The sequence below is a fragment of the Stenotrophomonas sp. Y-13 genome (genome assembly GCF_046267925.1).
GTDB classification, from domain to species: domain Bacteria; phylum Pseudomonadota; class Gammaproteobacteria; order Xanthomonadales; family Xanthomonadaceae; genus Stenotrophomonas; species Stenotrophomonas acidaminiphila_A.
Genome location: NZ_CP176501.1, coordinates 975,203 through 990,527, shown reverse-complemented (window position 1 = coordinate 990,527; position 15,325 = coordinate 975,203). Strand labels below are relative to the sequence as shown.

Annotated in this window: 16 protein-coding genes; 11 read left to right on the top strand and 5 right to left on the bottom strand. The window is 70.3% G+C overall.

Annotated elements, in window-relative coordinates; genetic code table 11:
- The first annotated feature begins 39 nt into the window (after window positions 1-39).
- From hpf to mgtE, 8 genes are all read left to right on the top strand, one after another.
- Window positions 40-354 carry a ribosome hibernation-promoting factor, HPF/YfiA family gene (hpf, locus tag ACJ7VY_RS04400; protein ID WP_054663771.1) on the top strand — a complete coding sequence of 105 codons (315 nt, stop codon included), beginning with the start codon at window positions 40-42 and terminating at the stop codon, window positions 352-354.
- A 24-nt stretch (window positions 355-378) separates the two neighbouring features.
- Window positions 379-831, top strand: a complete 453-nt coding sequence (locus tag ACJ7VY_RS04395) for a PTS sugar transporter subunit IIA (protein ID WP_104938241.1) — start codon at window positions 379-381, stop codon at window positions 829-831.
- Entirely contained in the window at window positions 828-1,778 is a 951-nt protein-coding gene (hprK, locus tag ACJ7VY_RS04390; RefSeq protein ID WP_161614735.1) for an HPr(Ser) kinase/phosphatase, read from the top strand. The genes ACJ7VY_RS04395 and hprK overlap by 4 nt, the downstream gene beginning before the upstream one ends.
- Window positions 1,775-2,653, top strand: coding sequence for an RNase adapter RapZ (gene rapZ / locus ACJ7VY_RS04385; protein WP_161614736.1), 879 nt, complete (start codon window positions 1,775-1,777; stop codon window positions 2,651-2,653). Before hprK ends, rapZ begins: the two co-directional genes overlap by 4 nt.
- Window positions 2,654-2,718: 65 nt before the next feature.
- Window positions 2,719-3,111, top strand: coding sequence for a PTS sugar transporter subunit IIA (locus ACJ7VY_RS04380; RefSeq protein ID WP_104938239.1), 393 nt, complete (start codon window positions 2,719-2,721; stop codon window positions 3,109-3,111).
- Window positions 3,104-3,373, top strand: a complete 270-nt coding sequence (locus tag ACJ7VY_RS04375; RefSeq protein ID WP_054663755.1) for an HPr family phosphocarrier protein — start codon at window positions 3,104-3,106, stop codon at window positions 3,371-3,373. The genes ACJ7VY_RS04380 and ACJ7VY_RS04375 overlap by 8 nt, the downstream gene beginning before the upstream one ends.
- A gap of 58 nt (window positions 3,374-3,431) precedes the next feature.
- Entirely contained in the window at window positions 3,432-5,156 is a 1,725-nt protein-coding gene (ptsP, locus tag ACJ7VY_RS04370) for a phosphoenolpyruvate--protein phosphotransferase (protein WP_313229185.1), read from the top strand.
- A 128-nt stretch (window positions 5,157-5,284) separates the two neighbouring features.
- Entirely contained in the window at window positions 5,285-6,646 is a 1,362-nt protein-coding gene (gene mgtE, locus ACJ7VY_RS04365) for a magnesium transporter (protein WP_054663749.1), read from the top strand.
- A 51-nt stretch (window positions 6,647-6,697) separates the two neighbouring features.
- Here the strand turns inward: mgtE and ACJ7VY_RS04360 are convergent, their stop codons facing one another.
- Complete coding sequence (locus ACJ7VY_RS04360) at window positions 6,698-7,495, bottom strand: hypothetical protein (protein WP_409476436.1); 798 nt, start codon at window positions 7,493-7,495, stop codon at window positions 6,698-6,700.
- Between the two features lie 136 nt (window positions 7,496-7,631).
- Between ACJ7VY_RS04360 and ACJ7VY_RS04355 the strand changes: the two genes are divergently transcribed.
- Both ACJ7VY_RS04355 and ACJ7VY_RS04350 read left to right on the top strand, forming a co-directional pair.
- Window positions 7,632-7,898 (top strand): hypothetical protein, encoded by a 267-nt coding sequence (locus ACJ7VY_RS04355; RefSeq protein ID WP_409476435.1) that lies wholly within the window; start codon window positions 7,632-7,634, stop codon window positions 7,896-7,898.
- Between the two features lie 67 nt (window positions 7,899-7,965).
- A complete protein-coding gene (locus ACJ7VY_RS04350; RefSeq protein ID WP_409476434.1) occupies window positions 7,966-8,766 on the top strand; it encodes an alpha/beta hydrolase-fold protein in 801 nt (266 codons plus the stop codon).
- A 42-nt stretch (window positions 8,767-8,808) separates the two neighbouring features.
- On the opposite strand, the gene ACJ7VY_RS04345 is transcribed toward ACJ7VY_RS04350, so the two are convergent.
- The 3 genes from ACJ7VY_RS04345 to ACJ7VY_RS04335 are packed head-to-tail and all read right to left on the bottom strand — an operon-like array spanning window position 8,809 to window position 10,801.
- The gene (locus tag ACJ7VY_RS04345; RefSeq protein ID WP_104938233.1) at window positions 8,809-9,759 is read right to left on the bottom strand and encodes an aspartate carbamoyltransferase catalytic subunit; all 951 of its coding nucleotides are present in this window, start codon (window positions 9,757-9,759) and stop codon (window positions 8,809-8,811) included.
- Between the two features lie 15 nt (window positions 9,760-9,774).
- Complete coding sequence (gene ruvX, locus ACJ7VY_RS04340) at window positions 9,775-10,242, bottom strand: Holliday junction resolvase RuvX (protein WP_409476433.1); 468 nt, start codon at window positions 10,240-10,242, stop codon at window positions 9,775-9,777.
- Complete coding sequence (locus tag ACJ7VY_RS04335) at window positions 10,235-10,801, bottom strand: YqgE/AlgH family protein (RefSeq protein ID WP_104938231.1); 567 nt, start codon at window positions 10,799-10,801, stop codon at window positions 10,235-10,237. The genes ruvX and ACJ7VY_RS04335 overlap by 8 nt, the downstream gene beginning before the upstream one ends.
- Before the next feature lie 168 nt (window positions 10,802-10,969).
- On the opposite strand from ACJ7VY_RS04335, the gene ACJ7VY_RS04330 reads away from it, so the two are divergent.
- Window positions 10,970-11,515 (top strand): DNA-3-methyladenine glycosylase I, encoded by a 546-nt coding sequence (locus ACJ7VY_RS04330; protein ID WP_104938230.1) that lies wholly within the window; start codon window positions 10,970-10,972, stop codon window positions 11,513-11,515.
- A gap of 81 nt (window positions 11,516-11,596) precedes the next feature.
- Here ACJ7VY_RS04330 and ACJ7VY_RS04325 read toward each other — a convergent pair whose 3' ends face one another.
- Window positions 11,597-15,322: a hypothetical protein gene (locus ACJ7VY_RS04325; protein ID WP_409476432.1), complete on the bottom strand. Its 3,726-nt coding sequence runs from the start codon at window positions 15,320-15,322 to the stop codon at window positions 11,597-11,599.
- Window positions 15,323-15,325 lie beyond the last annotated feature (3 nt).

The following is a 15,325-nucleotide window of genomic DNA, read 5'->3' as shown; positions in this document are numbered from 1 at the left end:
AGGGTTCATTGGCAACCGAAGAACCACAGGAGGCATCCGATGCGTATCGAAACGTTTGGCAAAGACGTGGAAGTCACCCCCGCCCTGAAGGAGTACGTGGAGACCAAGCTGCAACGGCTGGGCAAGCACTTCGACCAGCACTGTGAAGTCAGGGTGACCCTGTCGCTGCAGAAGAACGAGCACCATGTCGATGCCAGCGCCAATCTCCCCGGCCAGACCCTGCACGCCGAGGCCGGCGGACAGACCATGTACGCGGCGATCGACGTGCTGGCCGACAAGCTCGACCGGCTGGTGATCAAGCACAAGGAAAAGCATCTGCCCCACGCCTCCCATGCACTGCGCGACAATGGCTGACATCCGTCACCGTCCGTTGCAGTCATGCCCCTGAATGACCTGATGGCGGCCGTGAGTACCCGGGTACTCGCGGCCGCCGACCGCGACAGCGCCCTGCGCGCCGCCGCCGGCCTGCTCGCCTGCCGCGAAGCCGGCGCCGAGAGCATCTTCCGCAGCCTGTGCGACCGCGAGAACGTCGGCAGTACCGCCATCGGCCACGGCATCGCCATCCCGCATGGCCGCTCCCCCACCCTGCAACACCCGCGCGGCGCCTTCCTGCGGCTGCTGCAACCCATCGATTTCGGCGGCGCCGAACCGGTCGACCTGGTGTTCGCCATGGCGGTGCCCGAGCACTACACCCACCAGCACCTGATGCTGCTGTCCGAGCTGGCGGAGATCTTCTCCGACGCCCACGTCCGCGACGCCCTGCGCGCGGCCAACGACGGCAGCGCGCTGAAGCAGATCCTCGACCATCCGCAGCGGATCCGTCCCTCATGAACACCCGCATCACCGCCCGCGAACTGTTCGACCAGCAGCGCGAGAAACTGGACCTGCGCTGGGCCGCGGGCCAGGCCGGCGGCAACCGCGAGCTGGATGCCGGCGACACCGTCGCGCGGCGCCCGTCGCTGGCCGGCTACCTCAACACCATCTACCCGAACAAGGTGCAGATCCTCGGCACCGAGGAGCTGGCCTGGCTGGACTCGCTGGATTCGCGCCAGCGCTGGGAAGTGATCGAGCGCATCATCCAGGCGCGGCCGCTGGCGCTGGTCATCACCAAGAGCCACGGCTGCCCAGAGGACCTGCGCGCGGCCGCCGACGAATCGCAGACCCCGCTGTGGGTGTCGCCGCGGCGCGGCCACGAACTGCTCAATCACCTGTCCTACCACCTGGCACGCACGCTGGCGCCGCGGATCATCCTGCATGGCGTATTCATGGAGATTTACTCGATCGGCGTGCTGATCACCGGCGAGGCCGGCTCGGGCAAGAGCGAGCTGGCCCTGGAACTGCTCAGCCGCGGCCACCGGCTGGTGGCCGACGATGCCCCCGAGTTCACCCAGATCGCCCCGGACGTGCTCGACGGCACCTGCCCCGAGCTGCTGCAGGACCTGCTGGAGGTGCGCGGCCTGGGCGTGCTCAACGTGCGCCAGATGTTCGGTGACACATCTGTAAAGAAGAACAAGTACCTTCGGCTGATCGTGCACCTGACCAAACCGATGACCGAACCCGGCAGCTACGGCTACGAACGCCTGACCGGCGACTCCGGCAAGCGCCACGTGCTCGACCTGGACGTGCCGCTGATCACCCTGCCGGTGATGCCCGGGCGCAACCTGGCGGTGCTGACCGAGGCGGCCACGCGCCTGCACATCCTGCGCACCAAGGGCATCGACCCGGCGGCGATGTTCATCGCCCGCCACAGCAACCTGCTGGAGCAACGCATCCCATGAACGCCACGCCGGCCCCGGTGCTGGTCATCGTCAGCGGCCTGTCCGGTTCGGGCAAGTCGGTGGCGCTGAAGACCTTCGAGGACCTGGACTACTACTGTTCGGACAACATCCCGGTCAACCTGCTGCCGGAGTTCGTGCGTGGGGTGCTCGGCGAACGCACCGACGACCGGCCGCGGCGCCTGGCGCTGGGCATCGACGTGCGCGGCCGCAGCGACCTGAGCCAGCTTGCCAGCTGGCGGCAGCGGGCGCGCGACCATGACATCGATGCCACCCTGCTGTTCTTCGAGGCCGACGACGACACCCTGCTGGCGCGCTTCGCCGACACCCGGCGGCGGCATCCGCTGAGCCAGCTCGGCCTGTCCCTGCCCGAGGCGATCGTGCGCGAGCGCGAACTGACCGCGCCGCTGCGCCGCGAGGCCAACGCGGTGATCGACACCAGCCGGCTCAACGTGCACCAGCTGCGGCGCAAGCTGATCACCGAATACGCGCTCGGCCACGGCAGCGGCCTGTCGCTGCTGTTCGAGTCCTTCGCCTACAAGCGCGGAGTGCCGGCCGAGGCCGATTTCGTGTTCGACGCGCGGGTACTGCCCAACCCGCACTGGGACCCGGAACTGCGCTCGCTGAGCGGCCGCGACCGCGAGGTCCGCGAGTACCTGGACGCGCAGCCGGAAGTGGTGCGCTACGCGGCCCAGCTCGAGGACCTGCTCGACACCTGGCTGCCCAGGCTGGGCAATGACACCCGCAGTTACGTGACCGTGGCCTTCGGTTGTACCGGCGGCAAGCACCGCTCGGTGTACCTGGCCGAGCGCCTGGCCCGGCATGCGCGCGCGCAGGGCTGGCCGGACGTGGCCACCTTCCACCGCGAACAGGACTGAATGGTGCGCGCAAAGCGCGATCCAGGCGCTATCGCGGACTGCATCCGACCTGTTAACGTTCAGTAATGACCTGCGGCATCCTTCTCGTGACCCATCCCGGCGTCGGCTCTTCCCTGCTGGAAGTGGCCACCCGTCTGCTGCGCCAGCTGCCACTCAATGCCGAGGCCTTCGAGGTTCCGTTCGACGCGGACCTGGACGCGCAGCTGCCACTGGCCTCGGCGGCCATGCGCCGGGTGGAAGGCGAGGACGGCGTGCTGGTGCTGACCGACCTGTACGGGGCCAGCCCCAGCAACCTGGCGGCGCGGCTGGCGCGGCTGGGCACGCCGGTGCGGCGGGTATCGGCACTGAGCCTGCCGATGCTGCTGCGGGTGATGAACTATCCGGAACAGGGACTGGACCAACTGCCCGCCACCGCCGCGGCGGGCGCCCGAAATGGAGCCATCATCGACGATGCTTGAACGCGAACTCACCGTATCCAACCGCCTGGGCCTGCATGCCCGCGCGACCGCCAAGCTGGTGCAGCTGCTGTCCGGCTTCCGCGCCAATGCCACGCTGGTGGCCAAGGGCCGCGAGGTCAACGCCAAGAGCATCATGGGCGTGATGCTGCTGGCCGCCGGCCAGGGCACGCCGGTCACGGTGCGGGTACAGGGCGAGGACGAGGCCGACGCCATGGCGGCGGTCGTGGATCTGTTCGAGCGCCGTTTCGACGAGGACAGCTGATGGCGGCGGCGGACGCGGCGTCGGTTCCTGCCCGCACCACGCCGGGAGGCGTGGCGGCATGACCGCGCTGCGCCTGCATGGCCATGGCGCATCGCGCGGCAGCGCGCTTGGCCGCGCCCGCGTACGCCTGCCGCATGCGCAGGACGTCACCGAAAAGCGCATCCCCGCCAGCGCGGTCGACGCCGAACTGCAGCGCCTGCACCAGGCCATCGAGTCGGCCCGCGCCGAGATGCGCGAACTGCGCCAGCGCCTGCAGGGCGCGCTGCCGGCCGAGGTCGGCGAGTTCCTCGATCTGCACGCCATGCTGCTGGATGATCCGGAGCTGCTGCTGGCGCTGGACGAACGCATCCGCAGCCAGCGCTACAGCGCGGCCTATGCGCTGCGCCTGCAGCGCGACACCCTGGCGCAGGTGTTCGAGGGCATGGAGGACGACTACCTGCGCAGCCGCCTAGATGACCTGGACCACGTCATCGGCCGCATCAACGCCTTCCTGCACAAGCGCCCGGCCGGCATGAAGGGCCTGGCCGGCGAAATCCTGGTGTGCGAGAACGTCGCCCCCTCGGAGCTGGCGCAACTGCAGTCGCAGGGCGTGGTCGGCATCGTCACCAGTGCCGGCAGCCCGCTGTCGCACAGCGCCATCCTCGCCCGCAGCCTGCACCTGCCGCTGGTGGTCGGCGCCAGCGGCGTGCTGAACCGGATCAACGACGGCGACGTGCTGATCCTGGACGGCGGCAGCGGCGAGGTGGTGCTGGAGCCGGCCGCCGACGACCTGCGCCAGTACCGCCAGCGCCTGCGCGAACTGGCGCGCGAACAGCGCGAGCTCGGCCACCTGCGCTCCAAGCCCAGCCGCACCGTGGACGGGGTGGACATCACCCTGCTGGCCAACGCCGAATCGCGCGAGGACGTGGCCCACGCGCACGCCCTGGGCGCGCATGGGCTGGGCCTGTACCGCACCGAATTCCTGTTCCTGCAGCGCAACGGCCTGCCCGACGAGGAAGAACAGTTCCACCATTACCGCGACGCCGTGCTCGGCATGAGCGGGCGGCCGGTGACCATCCGCATCCTCGACCTGGGCGCGGACAAGGCCGATCGCAGCGGGCTGGTGCTGGGCCGCGAGGACAACCCGGCGCTGGGCCTGCGCGGCATCCGCCTGCTGCTGGCGAATCCCAGGGTCGCCGACACCCAGCTGCGCGCGCTGCTGCGTGCCTCCGGCTACGGGCCGGTGCGCGTGCTGGTACCGATGGTCAGCACCCGCGAGGAAATCCTCGCGCTCAAGCGGCGCATGACCCGGCAGGCGGCGGCGCTGCGCGAGGAAGGCCACGTGCTGGCCGAGCACGTGCCGGTCGGCGCGATGATCGAGGTGCCGGCCGCGGCCATCGCCCTGCCGACCTTCATCGACCAGGTCGATTTCCTGTCCGTCGGCACCAACGACCTGGTGCAGTACCTGTTGGCGGCCGACCGCAACAACGAAGCGGTGGGCGAGCTGTATTCGCCGCTGCATCCGGCGGTGCTGCAGCTGCTGGCACAGGTGATCGGCACCGCGCGCGCGCACGGCACGCCGCTGGCGGTCTGCGGCGAGATCGCCGGCGACCCGCGCATGACGCCGCTGCTGCTGGCCCTGGGCCTGACCGAATTCAGCCTGCACCCGGCGACGCTGCTGGAAGTACGCCGGGCGATCCGCGACTGCGACCATGGCCAGCTACGCGCACGCGCCGGCAAGCTGCTGCAGGCGCGCGACCGCCGCGGCATCGAGCGCTGGCTCGCCGGCAGCTGCCCGCCCTGAGCGCCGGCGCCCGGGCACCACGCACCGGCGCGGAGGGTGTGCACCGAAACACCGGCGCGTGATAATGACGCGCCCAACACCTTCCCTGCCGCATCCTGCATCGCGGCCCTCCCGTTCCCGGAGTCCCGATGGCCGAAGCCGTACGCCACGACAAGACCGCGCGCCAGCTGCGCATGCTTTCCGACGCGCTGGACAGTGGCCGGCTGGGGCCGGTGCGACGGCTGGTCAACACGCTGGCGCCGGCGGAGATCGGCAACCTGCTCGAATCGCTGCCGCCGGGCAAGCGCGAGGTGGTGTGGGGCCTGGTCGACCAGGAAGACGACGGCGAGGTACTGGTCCACGTCGGCGAGGAAGTGCGCGAAAGCCTGCTGGCCGACATGGACCCGGACGAGATCATCGCCGCGGTCGAAGACCTGGACATCGACGACCTGGCCGATCTGGTCGAGGACCTGCCCGACACGGTCATCGACGAAGTGCTCAAGTCGATGGACCGCGAAAACCGCGAGCGGCTGGAGCAGGTGCTGTCCTATCCGGAGGACACCGCCGGGCGCCTGATGAACCCGGACGTGGTCACCGTGCGCGCCGACGTCAACATCGACGTGGTGCTGCGCTACCTGCGCCTGCGCGGCGAACTGCCCGACCACACCGACTACCTGTACGTGGTCAGCCGCCGCCACCAGTACCTGGGCCGGGTGTCGCTGGCCTCGCTGGTCACCCACGAGGACAGCACCCCGATCAACCGCCTGGTCGACGACGAGCAGCCGGCGATCGACGTGGGCGAGAGCGCCGACGAGGTCGCGCGGCAATTCTCCGACCACGACTGGGTGTCGGCGCCGGTGGTGGACGACAACAACATCCTGATCGGGCGCATCACCATCGACGACGTGGTGGACATCATCCGCGCCCAGGCCGAGCACCAGGCGCTGGGCGCCGCCGGCCTGGACGAGGACGAGGACCTGTTCAGCCCGGTCTGGCGCGCCATGCGGCGGCGCCTGGTGTGGCTGTTCGTCAACCTGTGCACCGCGTTCGTCGCCGCCAACGTGGTCGGCCAGTTCGAAGGCACCATCGACAAGCTGGTGGCGCTGGCGGTGCTGATGCCGATGGTCGCCGGCCTCGGCGGCAACGCCGGCACCCAGGTGCTGGCGCTGATGGTGCGCGGCCTGGCGCTGGGCCAGGTGGGCGCCTCCAACGTGAAGGCGCTGCTGTGGAAGGAACTGCGCGTGGCCCTGCTCAACGGCCTGCTGATGGGCGCGGTGCTGGGGCTGATCGTGCTGGTCTGGTTCCACAACCCCGGGTTGTCGCTGGTGATCTTCATCGCCCTGACCTGCAACCTGCTGCTGGCGGCGTCGGCCGGCGTGCTGATCCCGATGACGCTCAAGCGGCTGGGGTTCGACCCGGCGCTGGCCAGCGGCATCTTCCTGACCGCCATCACCGACTCGATGGGTTTCTTCACCTTCCTCGGACTGGCGACCCTGGTACTGCTGCGCTGAGCACGGCGCGCCCGAACCGTCGCCGGTCCGGCGACGGATGCTGCCGTGCGCTCAGAAGCTGGCGCGCACGCCCAGGCGGTAGAAGCGCACGTCCTCGTAGAACTCGGCTTCACCCACCAGTCCCCATTCCGGGGTGAAGCGGTACTGCAGGCCGACATTGCCGACCATCGAATGGTCGACCAGCAGGTTGTCGTCCACCCGCAGGTAACCGGCCTTGGCCCACAGCTCCAGGTTGCGTACCGGCCGGGCGCGGATGCCCAGCATCAGCTTGCCGGCATACAGGTGATCGCGGCCGCTGAAACCGTCCTGCGGGTAGTCCCCGTCGCGGTAGTCCAGCCTTGCGCCCAGCCGCAGCAGCGACAGTTCGCTGACGAAATCGGCGCGCGGGGACAGGGAGAGGCTCGTGCCAAGGCCGATCTCGGCCTGGTCGATGGCGACCTCCAGCTGCTGGACGCCCATGTTCCAGTCCCTGGAAACCCGGTCGTAGCCACCGAAGACGTAGAGACCGTCAGTTACCGCCACCGAGCCGCGCGCGTAGCCGCCATTGCCGTGCTCGCCGGCGTCGTACAGGTCCACGTCGAGCCGGGCCACGCCGGCCTCGATCCAGGTATAGCCCGGCCCTTCGATCTTCTCACGCCTAACGAGGGGCGCCTGCGACGCAGGCTGGGGTATGGCGGGTCGCGCGGCGTCAGCCTGCGTGGCGGTTTCGCCGCCGCCGGCCTGCGCGGCCGCCTGCGCCGCCTTCTGCCGCTCCCACCACGGCGCGCGCTGCGCCTGCGCGTCCTGCATTCCGGCCATCGCCACCAGCACGGCGGCCCCGGCGCAGGCGGCCCTGATTTCCTTCTTCATGCGTTCACTTCCTGTGTGAATTGATGCCCGGACGGGCGCCGCGATTCTAGCCGAAGCCACGCCTCTGGCCACGGCCTTGGCGACGGACGGCGGCGCCCGCCGGCTATCATGCGGGCGACACGCCGGACACTTCGCCATGACCACCACCATTACCGATTACTACCAGCCCGGCTGGCGCGAACACGACCACGCCTGCCCCGCCTGCGGATGGCAGGGCGGTTCCTGGCAGATGGAGCTGGAACTGCACGACGAGCAGAGCGAGTACGCCTGTCCGCAATGCGAGTTCCCGCTGCTGGTGGTGCTGCACCCGGACCTGGCGCAGGTCCAGGCCGCCGCCGCGGCCGGTAATGCCGAGGCCGGCGAACAGCTGGCCATCCTCGCCAGCGTGCCACGCCGCCGATGATGCGCCGCACCGGGCAGCAGGCCGCCAGCGCCGCTACGATGGCCACACCCCCGGCGCGGAGCGTCCCATGGCCTTGCCCCGTCTGCATCACCTGCCCCTGCTCGTGCTGATGGCCGTGCTCGGCGGCTGTGCCGCGCTCCCCGCGAGCGACGAAGGGCGGTTCGTCGCCCGCAGCATCGAGTTCGATGGCGTGCGCATACCCTACCAGGTGTTCGTGCCCGCGACGTCCGCGCGCGCGCCCGGCGCGCTGCCGGTGGTGCTGTTCCTGCACGGCTCGGGCGAGCGCGGCGACGACGGCAGGCGCCAGACCGAAGCCGGGCTGGGGCCCTACCTGCGTGCCCATGCGGCGGACTTCCCGGCGCTGGTGGTGCTGCCGCAGGTGGCCAGGGGCGGGGAATGGAGCGGGCGCAACGCGCGCCTGGCGGTCGCCGCGCTGGATGCGGCGATGCGCGAGTTCGACGCCGATCCGCGGCGCCAGTACCTGACCGGCATGTCGATGGGCGGCTACGGCAGCTGGAACATCGCCCTGGCCGACCCGGGGCGCTTCGCCGCGCTGGTGCCGGTGTGCGGCGCGGTGCGCCCTCCGCGCGCCGAACGGCCGGGCCTGCGGGTGGAGGCCGTCGCCGCGGAATCCGACCCCTACCAGGCCATGGCCCTGCGCCTGAAGGACACGCCGGTCTGGATCTTCCACGGCGCGCGCGACGACGTGGTGCGCCCGGACGACGACCGCCGGCTGCATGCCGCCTTCCAGGCGGTCGCTGCCCGCGACGCGCGTTACACCGAATACCCGCAAGGCAACCACAACGCCTGGGACGCCACCTACGCCGACCCGGCGATGTGGCGCTGGCTGTTCGCGCAGGAACGCTGACGCCGCCAGTGCGCCGGCGCGGCGCCGGCGTCACGGCCGGGCTCAGCCCAGCAGCGTTTCCAGCACCGCCATGCGCACGGCCACGCCGTTGGCGACCTGGCGCAATACCCACGACTGCGGGCCGTCGGCCACTTCGTCGGTGACTTCCACGCCGCGGTTGATCGGGCCCGGATGCAGCACCGCCGCGTCGCTGGCGGCGCGCCGCAGGCGCGCGGCGGTGAGGCCGTACTCGGCGTGGTACTGCTCCAGCGACGGCACCAGGCCTTCTTCCATGCGCTCGCGCTGCAGGCGCAGCATCATCAGCGCGTCGGCGCCTTCGAGCATGGCGTCGAAATCCTGCCCGACCACGCAGCCGCGCAGCGTGTCTGCGTCCGGCAACAGCGACTGCGGGCCGCAGACGCGGATTTCACCGACGCCCAGCGTGCGCAGCGCATGCAGGTCGGTGCGCGCCACGCGCGAGTGCTTCACGTCGCCGACGATCAGCACCTTCAGTTTCGAGAAGTCCGGGCCCTTGGCCTGGCGCAGGGTCAGCATGTCCAGCAGGCCCTGGGTCGGGTGCGCGCTGCGGCCGTCACCGGCGTTGATCAGCGCGGTGCCCTCGCCCGCGGCGGCAGCCAGCTCGGCCACCGCGCCGTCGTCGGGGTGGCGTACCACGAAGCCGCGCACGCCCATCGCTTCCAGGTTGCGCAGCGTGTCGCAGGCGGTCTCGCCCTTGCGCGTGGACGAGGTGGACGCGTCGAAATTCAGCACGTCCGCGCCCAGCCGCTGCGCGGCCAGCTGGAACGAACTGCGGGTGCGGGTGGACGGTTCGAAGAACAGCGTGCACACCGCGGTGCCGGCCAGCACCCCGCGCTTGTTGCCGACACGGCCCACCGCCGCGTCGCGGATCTGCCCGGCGCGGTCCAGCAGCTGCAGCAGGTGTTCGCGCGGCAGGCCCTCCAGGGTCAGCAGGTGGCGCAGGCGTCCGTCGGCATCGAGTTGGGAGGCGGTCATGGCAGGTCTTGGGGGTCAGGAAACGGGGGTGGCGTCGCCGGGGGCGGACAGCCAGCGTTCGATGATGACCGCGGCGGCAACCGCGTCCAGGTTGGCGGCGTCGCGACGGCGCTTGCGGCCCTCGGCGCGGTCGGCGGCGAAACGCCGCGCCGCTTCCACCGAGCTGGAACGTTCGTCCACCAGCAGCACGGGGACCTGGTAGCGCTGCCGCAGTTGCCGGGCGAAGGCCTGCGCGCGCTTGCGGTTGGGCTGGTCGTCGCCGTCCAGGGTCAGCGGGTCGCCGACGATCAGGCCGTGCGGGCGCCACTCGCGCTGCAGCCGGTCGAGCGCGGCCCAGTCGGGGCCGTCGCCGCGCACCTCGACCACCGCCAGCGCACGCGCGCCGACGCTGAAGGCACTGCCGATGGCCACGCCGATGCGGCGCGAGCCGACGTCGAACCCCAGCACCGTGCTGTCGGGCGAAAGCGGCGCCGGATCAGGCATGGCCGCTGTACCCGGCCAGGCGGAACAGGTCCACGCCGATGCGCGAGGCGGCCAGCTGCCAGCGCTCGTCCAGCGGCGCCTCGAACAGCACCACCGGGTCGGCCGGCACGGTCAGCCAGCTGTCCTCGGCCAGTTCCTGCTCCAGCTGCCCGGCGCCCCAGCCGGCGCAGCCCAGGGTGACCAGCGCGTTGCGCGGGCCGTCGCCCCGGGCCATGGCTTCGAGGATGTCGCGCGAGGTGGTCAGGTACAGGCCCTGGCCCACGGCCAGGCTGGAATCCCAGTCGCGTGCATCGTCGTGGATGACGAAGCCGCGCCCGGTATGCACCGGGCCGCCATTGAGCACCGGCAGCGCGCGCAGGCGCTCGTCGCCGGTGTCGATCTCCATCTGCGAGAGCACTTCGCCCAGGGTGTATTCCGAAGGCTGGTTGACCACCACGCCCATGGCGCCGTTGTCGTCGTGCTGGCAGATCAGCGCGACGCTGCGCGCGAATCCCGAATCGGTCAGCGAGGGCAAGGCGACCAGCAGGTGATTGGCCAGATTGTCGAAATGCGTGGACATGGCCGCATTCTACCGTCAGCCACGCAGCCGCGCCCGGCGCGCACGCGCCGCCCATGCCCGGTACCGGCCCACCGCGTCGAAGCCGCGGCGCGGCGCGCGCCTCCATGCGCGGCCGCGGCCGCACCAGCAGCGCGCCTATACTGGCCCGCCCTGGGTCCATCACCGCCCATGAGCGCCTATTGCGATATCGCGCCCGGTCATCCGGTCCACGCCCATTACCACGCCCGCGAATACGGATTCCCGCAGCGTGCGGAGCAGGAACTGTTCGAGCGCCTGCTGCTGGAGATCAACCAGGCCGGGCTGAGCTGGGAAACCATCCTGCGCAAGCGCGAGGGCTTCCGCCGCGCCTACCACGGCTTCGACGTGGATGCCGTGGCCGCCTACGGCGAAGCCGACATCGCCCGCCTGCTGGGTGACGCCGGCATCATCCGCAACCGGCTCAAGGTCCTGGCCGCCATCCACAACGCCGGGGTGATCCGCGGCCTGCGCGATTCGCACGGCGGCTTCGCGCAGTGGCTGGACGCGCACCACCCGCGGCCCAAAGCCGACTGGGTGAAGCTGTTCAAGAAGACGTTCCGCTTCACCGGCGGCGAGATCACCGGCGAGTTCCTGATGAGCCTGGGCTACTTGCCCGGCGCGCACCGCGATGATTGCCCGGTGATGGCCGACATCCGCGCGGCGGCGCCACCGTGGCTGGGCGGCGCCGGCGGCTGATCGCGCGCGGCACCGGCCGGCGCCGCTGCAGCGGCGCGCCAGGCCCCGCTGCGGGTGCCTGGCGCCAACCTGCGGGCAGGGTCAGTAGCGACCGCTCAGGTTCACGAACCAGCCCTTGTGGTCGTAGTCGAAGTCGGTCAGGTCGTCGCTGAACTCGGTGAAGTTGTAACCGGCGCCGATGCGGAAGTTCCCGCTCAGGTCGCGGTCCACGCCCACCAGGAAGCCCTGCCGGGTGCCCCCGTCCTTGACCTGCAGCTGGCGGTATTCGCCCAGCGCATGCCATTGCGCGCGCAGTTCGTAGCGCGCCTGGAGGGCACCGAAGGTGGTGGCCGAATCCAGCCACGTACCGCCGCCGCGGCCCATGCGCACTTCGCCTTCGCGGCGGGCCAGCTTGCCGGCGAATTCCCAGTGCTGGTCGTGGCGGTAGACGCCCTCGAACGAAACGATCTGCGAACGCTGGTCGTACTGCGCGCCGCCCAGCTGGCCCATCGACGCCAGGTCGTAGAGGTAGGTGTAGCGGCCGAACAGGCCCCAGCGGGTGCTGTTCCACGGGCGGTAGGCGAAGCCGAAGTTGCCTTCGACGAAACGGGCGCCCTCGGCCGGATCCAGCCGGTCGTCGGTATCGGCGTAGTTGAAGCGCGCGGCGATGCGCCAACTGTCGTTGATGCGGTGGGTCATGCGGGTGGTGCTGACCCACTGCTCGCGGCGCTCGGCACCGCTGTCGCGGCGCCATTCCAGCTTGCTCTGCCAATCGGTATCGGGCGAGGTGCGGCCGCCGGAAATGCTGGCCGCGCGCCGCTCGACCACGCCGCCACCGGTGCTTTCCAGTTCGCCGTTGGACAGGGTGAAACCGGTGTTCCAGCCCTGCGCCGGGTAAAAGTCCATGCCGAAGGTATGCGCCAGCCCGGCCTCGCCACGCTCCTTCAGGAACTGGCTTTCGTTGAACACGTTGACCTGGCTGGACACCCGCCAGCGCTGCCCCAGGGTCCAGCCGTTCTGCCCGCCCGGATTGAACAGCGGGTCGCGTTCGGTGGTGTCGGCCGAATAGGTGTAGCCACCGTAGAAGGCGTGTTCCGGGCTGATGCGGTACTCGGCATTGACGGTGGCGGCGTTGCCACGGTCGCCGTCGGTCACTTCCGCGCCCACCGACGAGTTGTTGCCGAACAGGTGCTTGGCACCGAGGGTCAGGGCATCGTTGTCGGCATACTTGCCACCGTCATCGTCCACGGTCAGCTGGGCCACGCCGTACAGCTCCATCGTGGCGCCGAAGCGGTGCAGGTACTTGACCGCCGCCAGCGTGCCGATGGCATCGAGGTAGCTGCCCTGCTGGTCGACCCGGCGCAGTTCGGCGCTCAGGGTTCCCGCCTCGCTGGCCTGCCACTGCAGCGTGGCCTGGGCCTGGGCCAGGGTATCGGCACCGCGCTCGGCGCGGGTGTAGCGGGTGTACAGGCCCAGGTCCGGGGTGAACTGGCCCAGCAGCTCGGCACCGTACTCGGTCACCGGCAGGCCCGTGTCGTAGCGGGACACCGAATAGCCGGCGTCGGTCTGGCGCCACCATGCTCCGGCGGCCCAGTCCTGTTCGGTCCAGCCCAGCTCCCTGAAATTGGCGCGGGCTTCCAGCGAGCGGGCATCGCCCTTGCGGTTCAACGCGGTGTCGTTCTGCTGGATGAAGCTCAGGCCGCCGTTGTCGGAGAAGAACGCCGGCACGCCGAAGGATTCGGTATGCGCGTACTCGGCCTTCAGGTAGGTGCCCTTGCCGGCCTGCAGGGTGAGGTCGGCGCCCTTGAGCGTGTAGTCCTCGCCGGCCCGGCTCTCGTCGACCCAGGTCGCGCCGAGGCCGACGTGGTCGCCGATCCAGTGCTTGCCGCGGAAGCCCACGGTCACGCCGTCCGCATCGAAGCCGGCCGGCACCCACTCGTAGTCCACCAGCAGGCGCTGTTCGAAGCCGTCCAGCGGCGCATCGCGGGTCAGGGTCGGGCTGTTGTCGCGGGTGATCTGCGCCAACGGGCGGGTCAGCAGGAGGCGGCCCTGCAGTTCGTCGATCTCGTAGTCGGCCCCGCGCTGCAGCACCACCCGGTTCTCGGTACGGCCGCTGCTGCGGTCGCGGATCTCCAGGGTCACCACGTCCGAACCCGGCAGCAGGTCGGTATGCCGCAGGTAGTACAGGCTGCCACCAGTGCCGATGAATTCACTGTGGCCCGGCGCGGTTTCGGCCTGCGAACCGAACACGCGCAGTTCGCTGCCGGCATCGCCCCAGCGGTTGCTGTCGTTCGAGCGCCAGTTGAGCGCCGCGCCATACAGCGCGCGCTGGTACTGGCCGAACTCGGTCCCGGTCAGGCCGGTGGCGTAGTTGCCCCACAGCGCCTGGTTCTTGTCCCAGTCCATGCGCAGGTAGAACCGGCCCATCGTGTCCACGTCGCGACGGGTGTTGGAATCGTCGCCGTAGACCGGGTAGTACAGGTCCGGATCGAGGCGGCGGAAGATGTCCTGCGGGTCGGCCTTGCCGAAACCGTTGAACAGCCGGTCCAGGTCGCGCTCGGTGGTATCGGCCTGCGCGGTCACCAGGTAGCGGCCGCGCAGCTTGGCCTTGCCGTAGAACGCCAGGCGGCCGTCGCTGATGACATCGTCCCGGTAGTTGGCGTCGCCGCGGAACGGCTCGTTGGAACCGCTGACCTTGTTCTGCGCGATGGTCACGTCGGCCAGCGCGACGCCGAAGAAGTAGCGACCGGTGACGTCCACGTCCAGGTGGTGGGCAGGACCGCCCTCGCCGCCCACGCCGATGTCGAAGCGGTGCGTGCCGACCGGCATCAGGTACTCGGCGACGAACTTGCGCTCCAGGTCCACCGGATAGCTTTGGCCGTTGATGCTCAGCGCCATGCCCGTGGGGATGTTGCGGCCCTGGATGCGGATGCGCGAACCGTACAGCGGGATGTTCTGCTGGCGCAGGCCGCTGCCGGCGAAGACATCGTCGATCAGGCTCTGGGTCTGCGCCTGCTCGGCGCTCAGGGCATTGCCCAGCCGCTTCTCGGTGCTGTTGCGCAGCGCATTGGCGCCGCGCTCGGCATCTTCCGGCGACACCAGCTGCAGCACGCGCGGCGAGGTCTCGTCGAACTGGCCGTTGGCGCCGGTGGCACGCAACACGTAGACCAGCTCATCGCCCTTGCGGAAGCGGTACTTGCCCGGCAACGCGCCGTCCCACTCGCCATGGCTGACCGCCGCCACGTCCAGCGGCACGCTCGCCAGCGGCTCGATCAGGTCGGCATCGCTGGCGCGGTACAGGCGCACCTCCATGCGTTCGATGAAGGCCGGATAGTTGCCACGCGCATAGAACTGCACCGGCTTGAGCAGGCGCTCGCCGTCGAAGGCCACCATCGACGGCGCCGATACCGACAGCTCCGGTGACCCCAGGGTCGGATCCTCGGTCGCCCACACCACCCCGCCACCGGGCAGGTCGATGGAGTACTTGCCCATCGCCACCGCCCGGCCCTGCGGTTCGGCCGACACCTCGACCCGGCGATCGGGCTGCAGGGCGTCGGACGACGAACCGGCATGGGTGCCCCGGGTCACCGGCGCGGCATGGCTGCGCGTGCGCAGCTGGAACAACAGGCCGTCGTCGCCGGTGCAGGCGTCCGCGCCGCAGTCCAGCGCCGCAGGCGCCGGTTCCGGCGCGCCCGCGCGGGGTTCGGCCGGCTCGGCGGATGCGACGCCGTCCGGCGTCGCCGCGGCCGTGGCCAGCGGGGTGGTCGCGCCGGCCAGCAGGCACAGCAGGGTGTAGTCCAGCACCTTCATCTTCATACGCTTGTCCATGAC

What these genes read in the sequence shown, in the direction of transcription:
- ACJ7VY_RS04360 (WP_409476436.1), bottom strand. Translation starts at nt 7,495, where the DNA reads ATGAAGAAGGAAATCAGGGCCGCCTGCGCCGGGGCCGCCGTGCTGGTG.
- ACJ7VY_RS04375 (WP_054663755.1), top strand. Translation starts at nt 3,104, where the DNA reads ATGCTTGAACGCGAACTCACCGTATCCAACCGCCTGGGCCTGCATGCC.
- ACJ7VY_RS04350 (WP_409476434.1), top strand. Translation starts at nt 7,966, where the DNA reads ATGGCCTTGCCCCGTCTGCATCACCTGCCCCTGCTCGTGCTGATGGCC.
- ACJ7VY_RS04395 (WP_104938241.1), top strand. Translation starts at nt 379, where the DNA reads ATGCCCCTGAATGACCTGATGGCGGCCGTGAGTACCCGGGTACTCGCG.
- ACJ7VY_RS04355 (WP_409476435.1), top strand. Translation starts at nt 7,632, where the DNA reads ATGACCACCACCATTACCGATTACTACCAGCCCGGCTGGCGCGAACAC.
- rapZ (WP_161614736.1), top strand. Translation starts at nt 1,775, where the DNA reads ATGAACGCCACGCCGGCCCCGGTGCTGGTCATCGTCAGCGGCCTGTCC.
- mgtE (WP_054663749.1), top strand. Translation starts at nt 5,285, where the DNA reads ATGGCCGAAGCCGTACGCCACGACAAGACCGCGCGCCAGCTGCGCATG.
- ACJ7VY_RS04325 (WP_409476432.1), bottom strand. Translation starts at nt 15,322, where the DNA reads ATGGACAAGCGTATGAAGATGAAGGTGCTGGACTACACCCTGCTGTGC.
- ACJ7VY_RS04330 (WP_104938230.1), top strand. Translation starts at nt 10,970, where the DNA reads ATGAGCGCCTATTGCGATATCGCGCCCGGTCATCCGGTCCACGCCCAT.
- ACJ7VY_RS04380 (WP_104938239.1), top strand. Translation starts at nt 2,719, where the DNA reads ATGACCTGCGGCATCCTTCTCGTGACCCATCCCGGCGTCGGCTCTTCC.
- ACJ7VY_RS04345 (WP_104938233.1), bottom strand. Translation starts at nt 9,759, where the DNA reads ATGACCGCCTCCCAACTCGATGCCGACGGACGCCTGCGCCACCTGCTG.
- hprK (WP_161614735.1), top strand. Translation starts at nt 828, where the DNA reads ATGAACACCCGCATCACCGCCCGCGAACTGTTCGACCAGCAGCGCGAG.
- hpf (WP_054663771.1), top strand. Translation starts at nt 40, where the DNA reads ATGCGTATCGAAACGTTTGGCAAAGACGTGGAAGTCACCCCCGCCCTG.
- ACJ7VY_RS04335 (WP_104938231.1), bottom strand. Translation starts at nt 10,801, where the DNA reads ATGTCCACGCATTTCGACAATCTGGCCAATCACCTGCTGGTCGCCTTG.
- ruvX (WP_409476433.1), bottom strand. Translation starts at nt 10,242, where the DNA reads ATGCCTGATCCGGCGCCGCTTTCGCCCGACAGCACGGTGCTGGGGTTC.
- ptsP (WP_313229185.1), top strand. Translation starts at nt 3,432, where the DNA reads ATGACCGCGCTGCGCCTGCATGGCCATGGCGCATCGCGCGGCAGCGCG.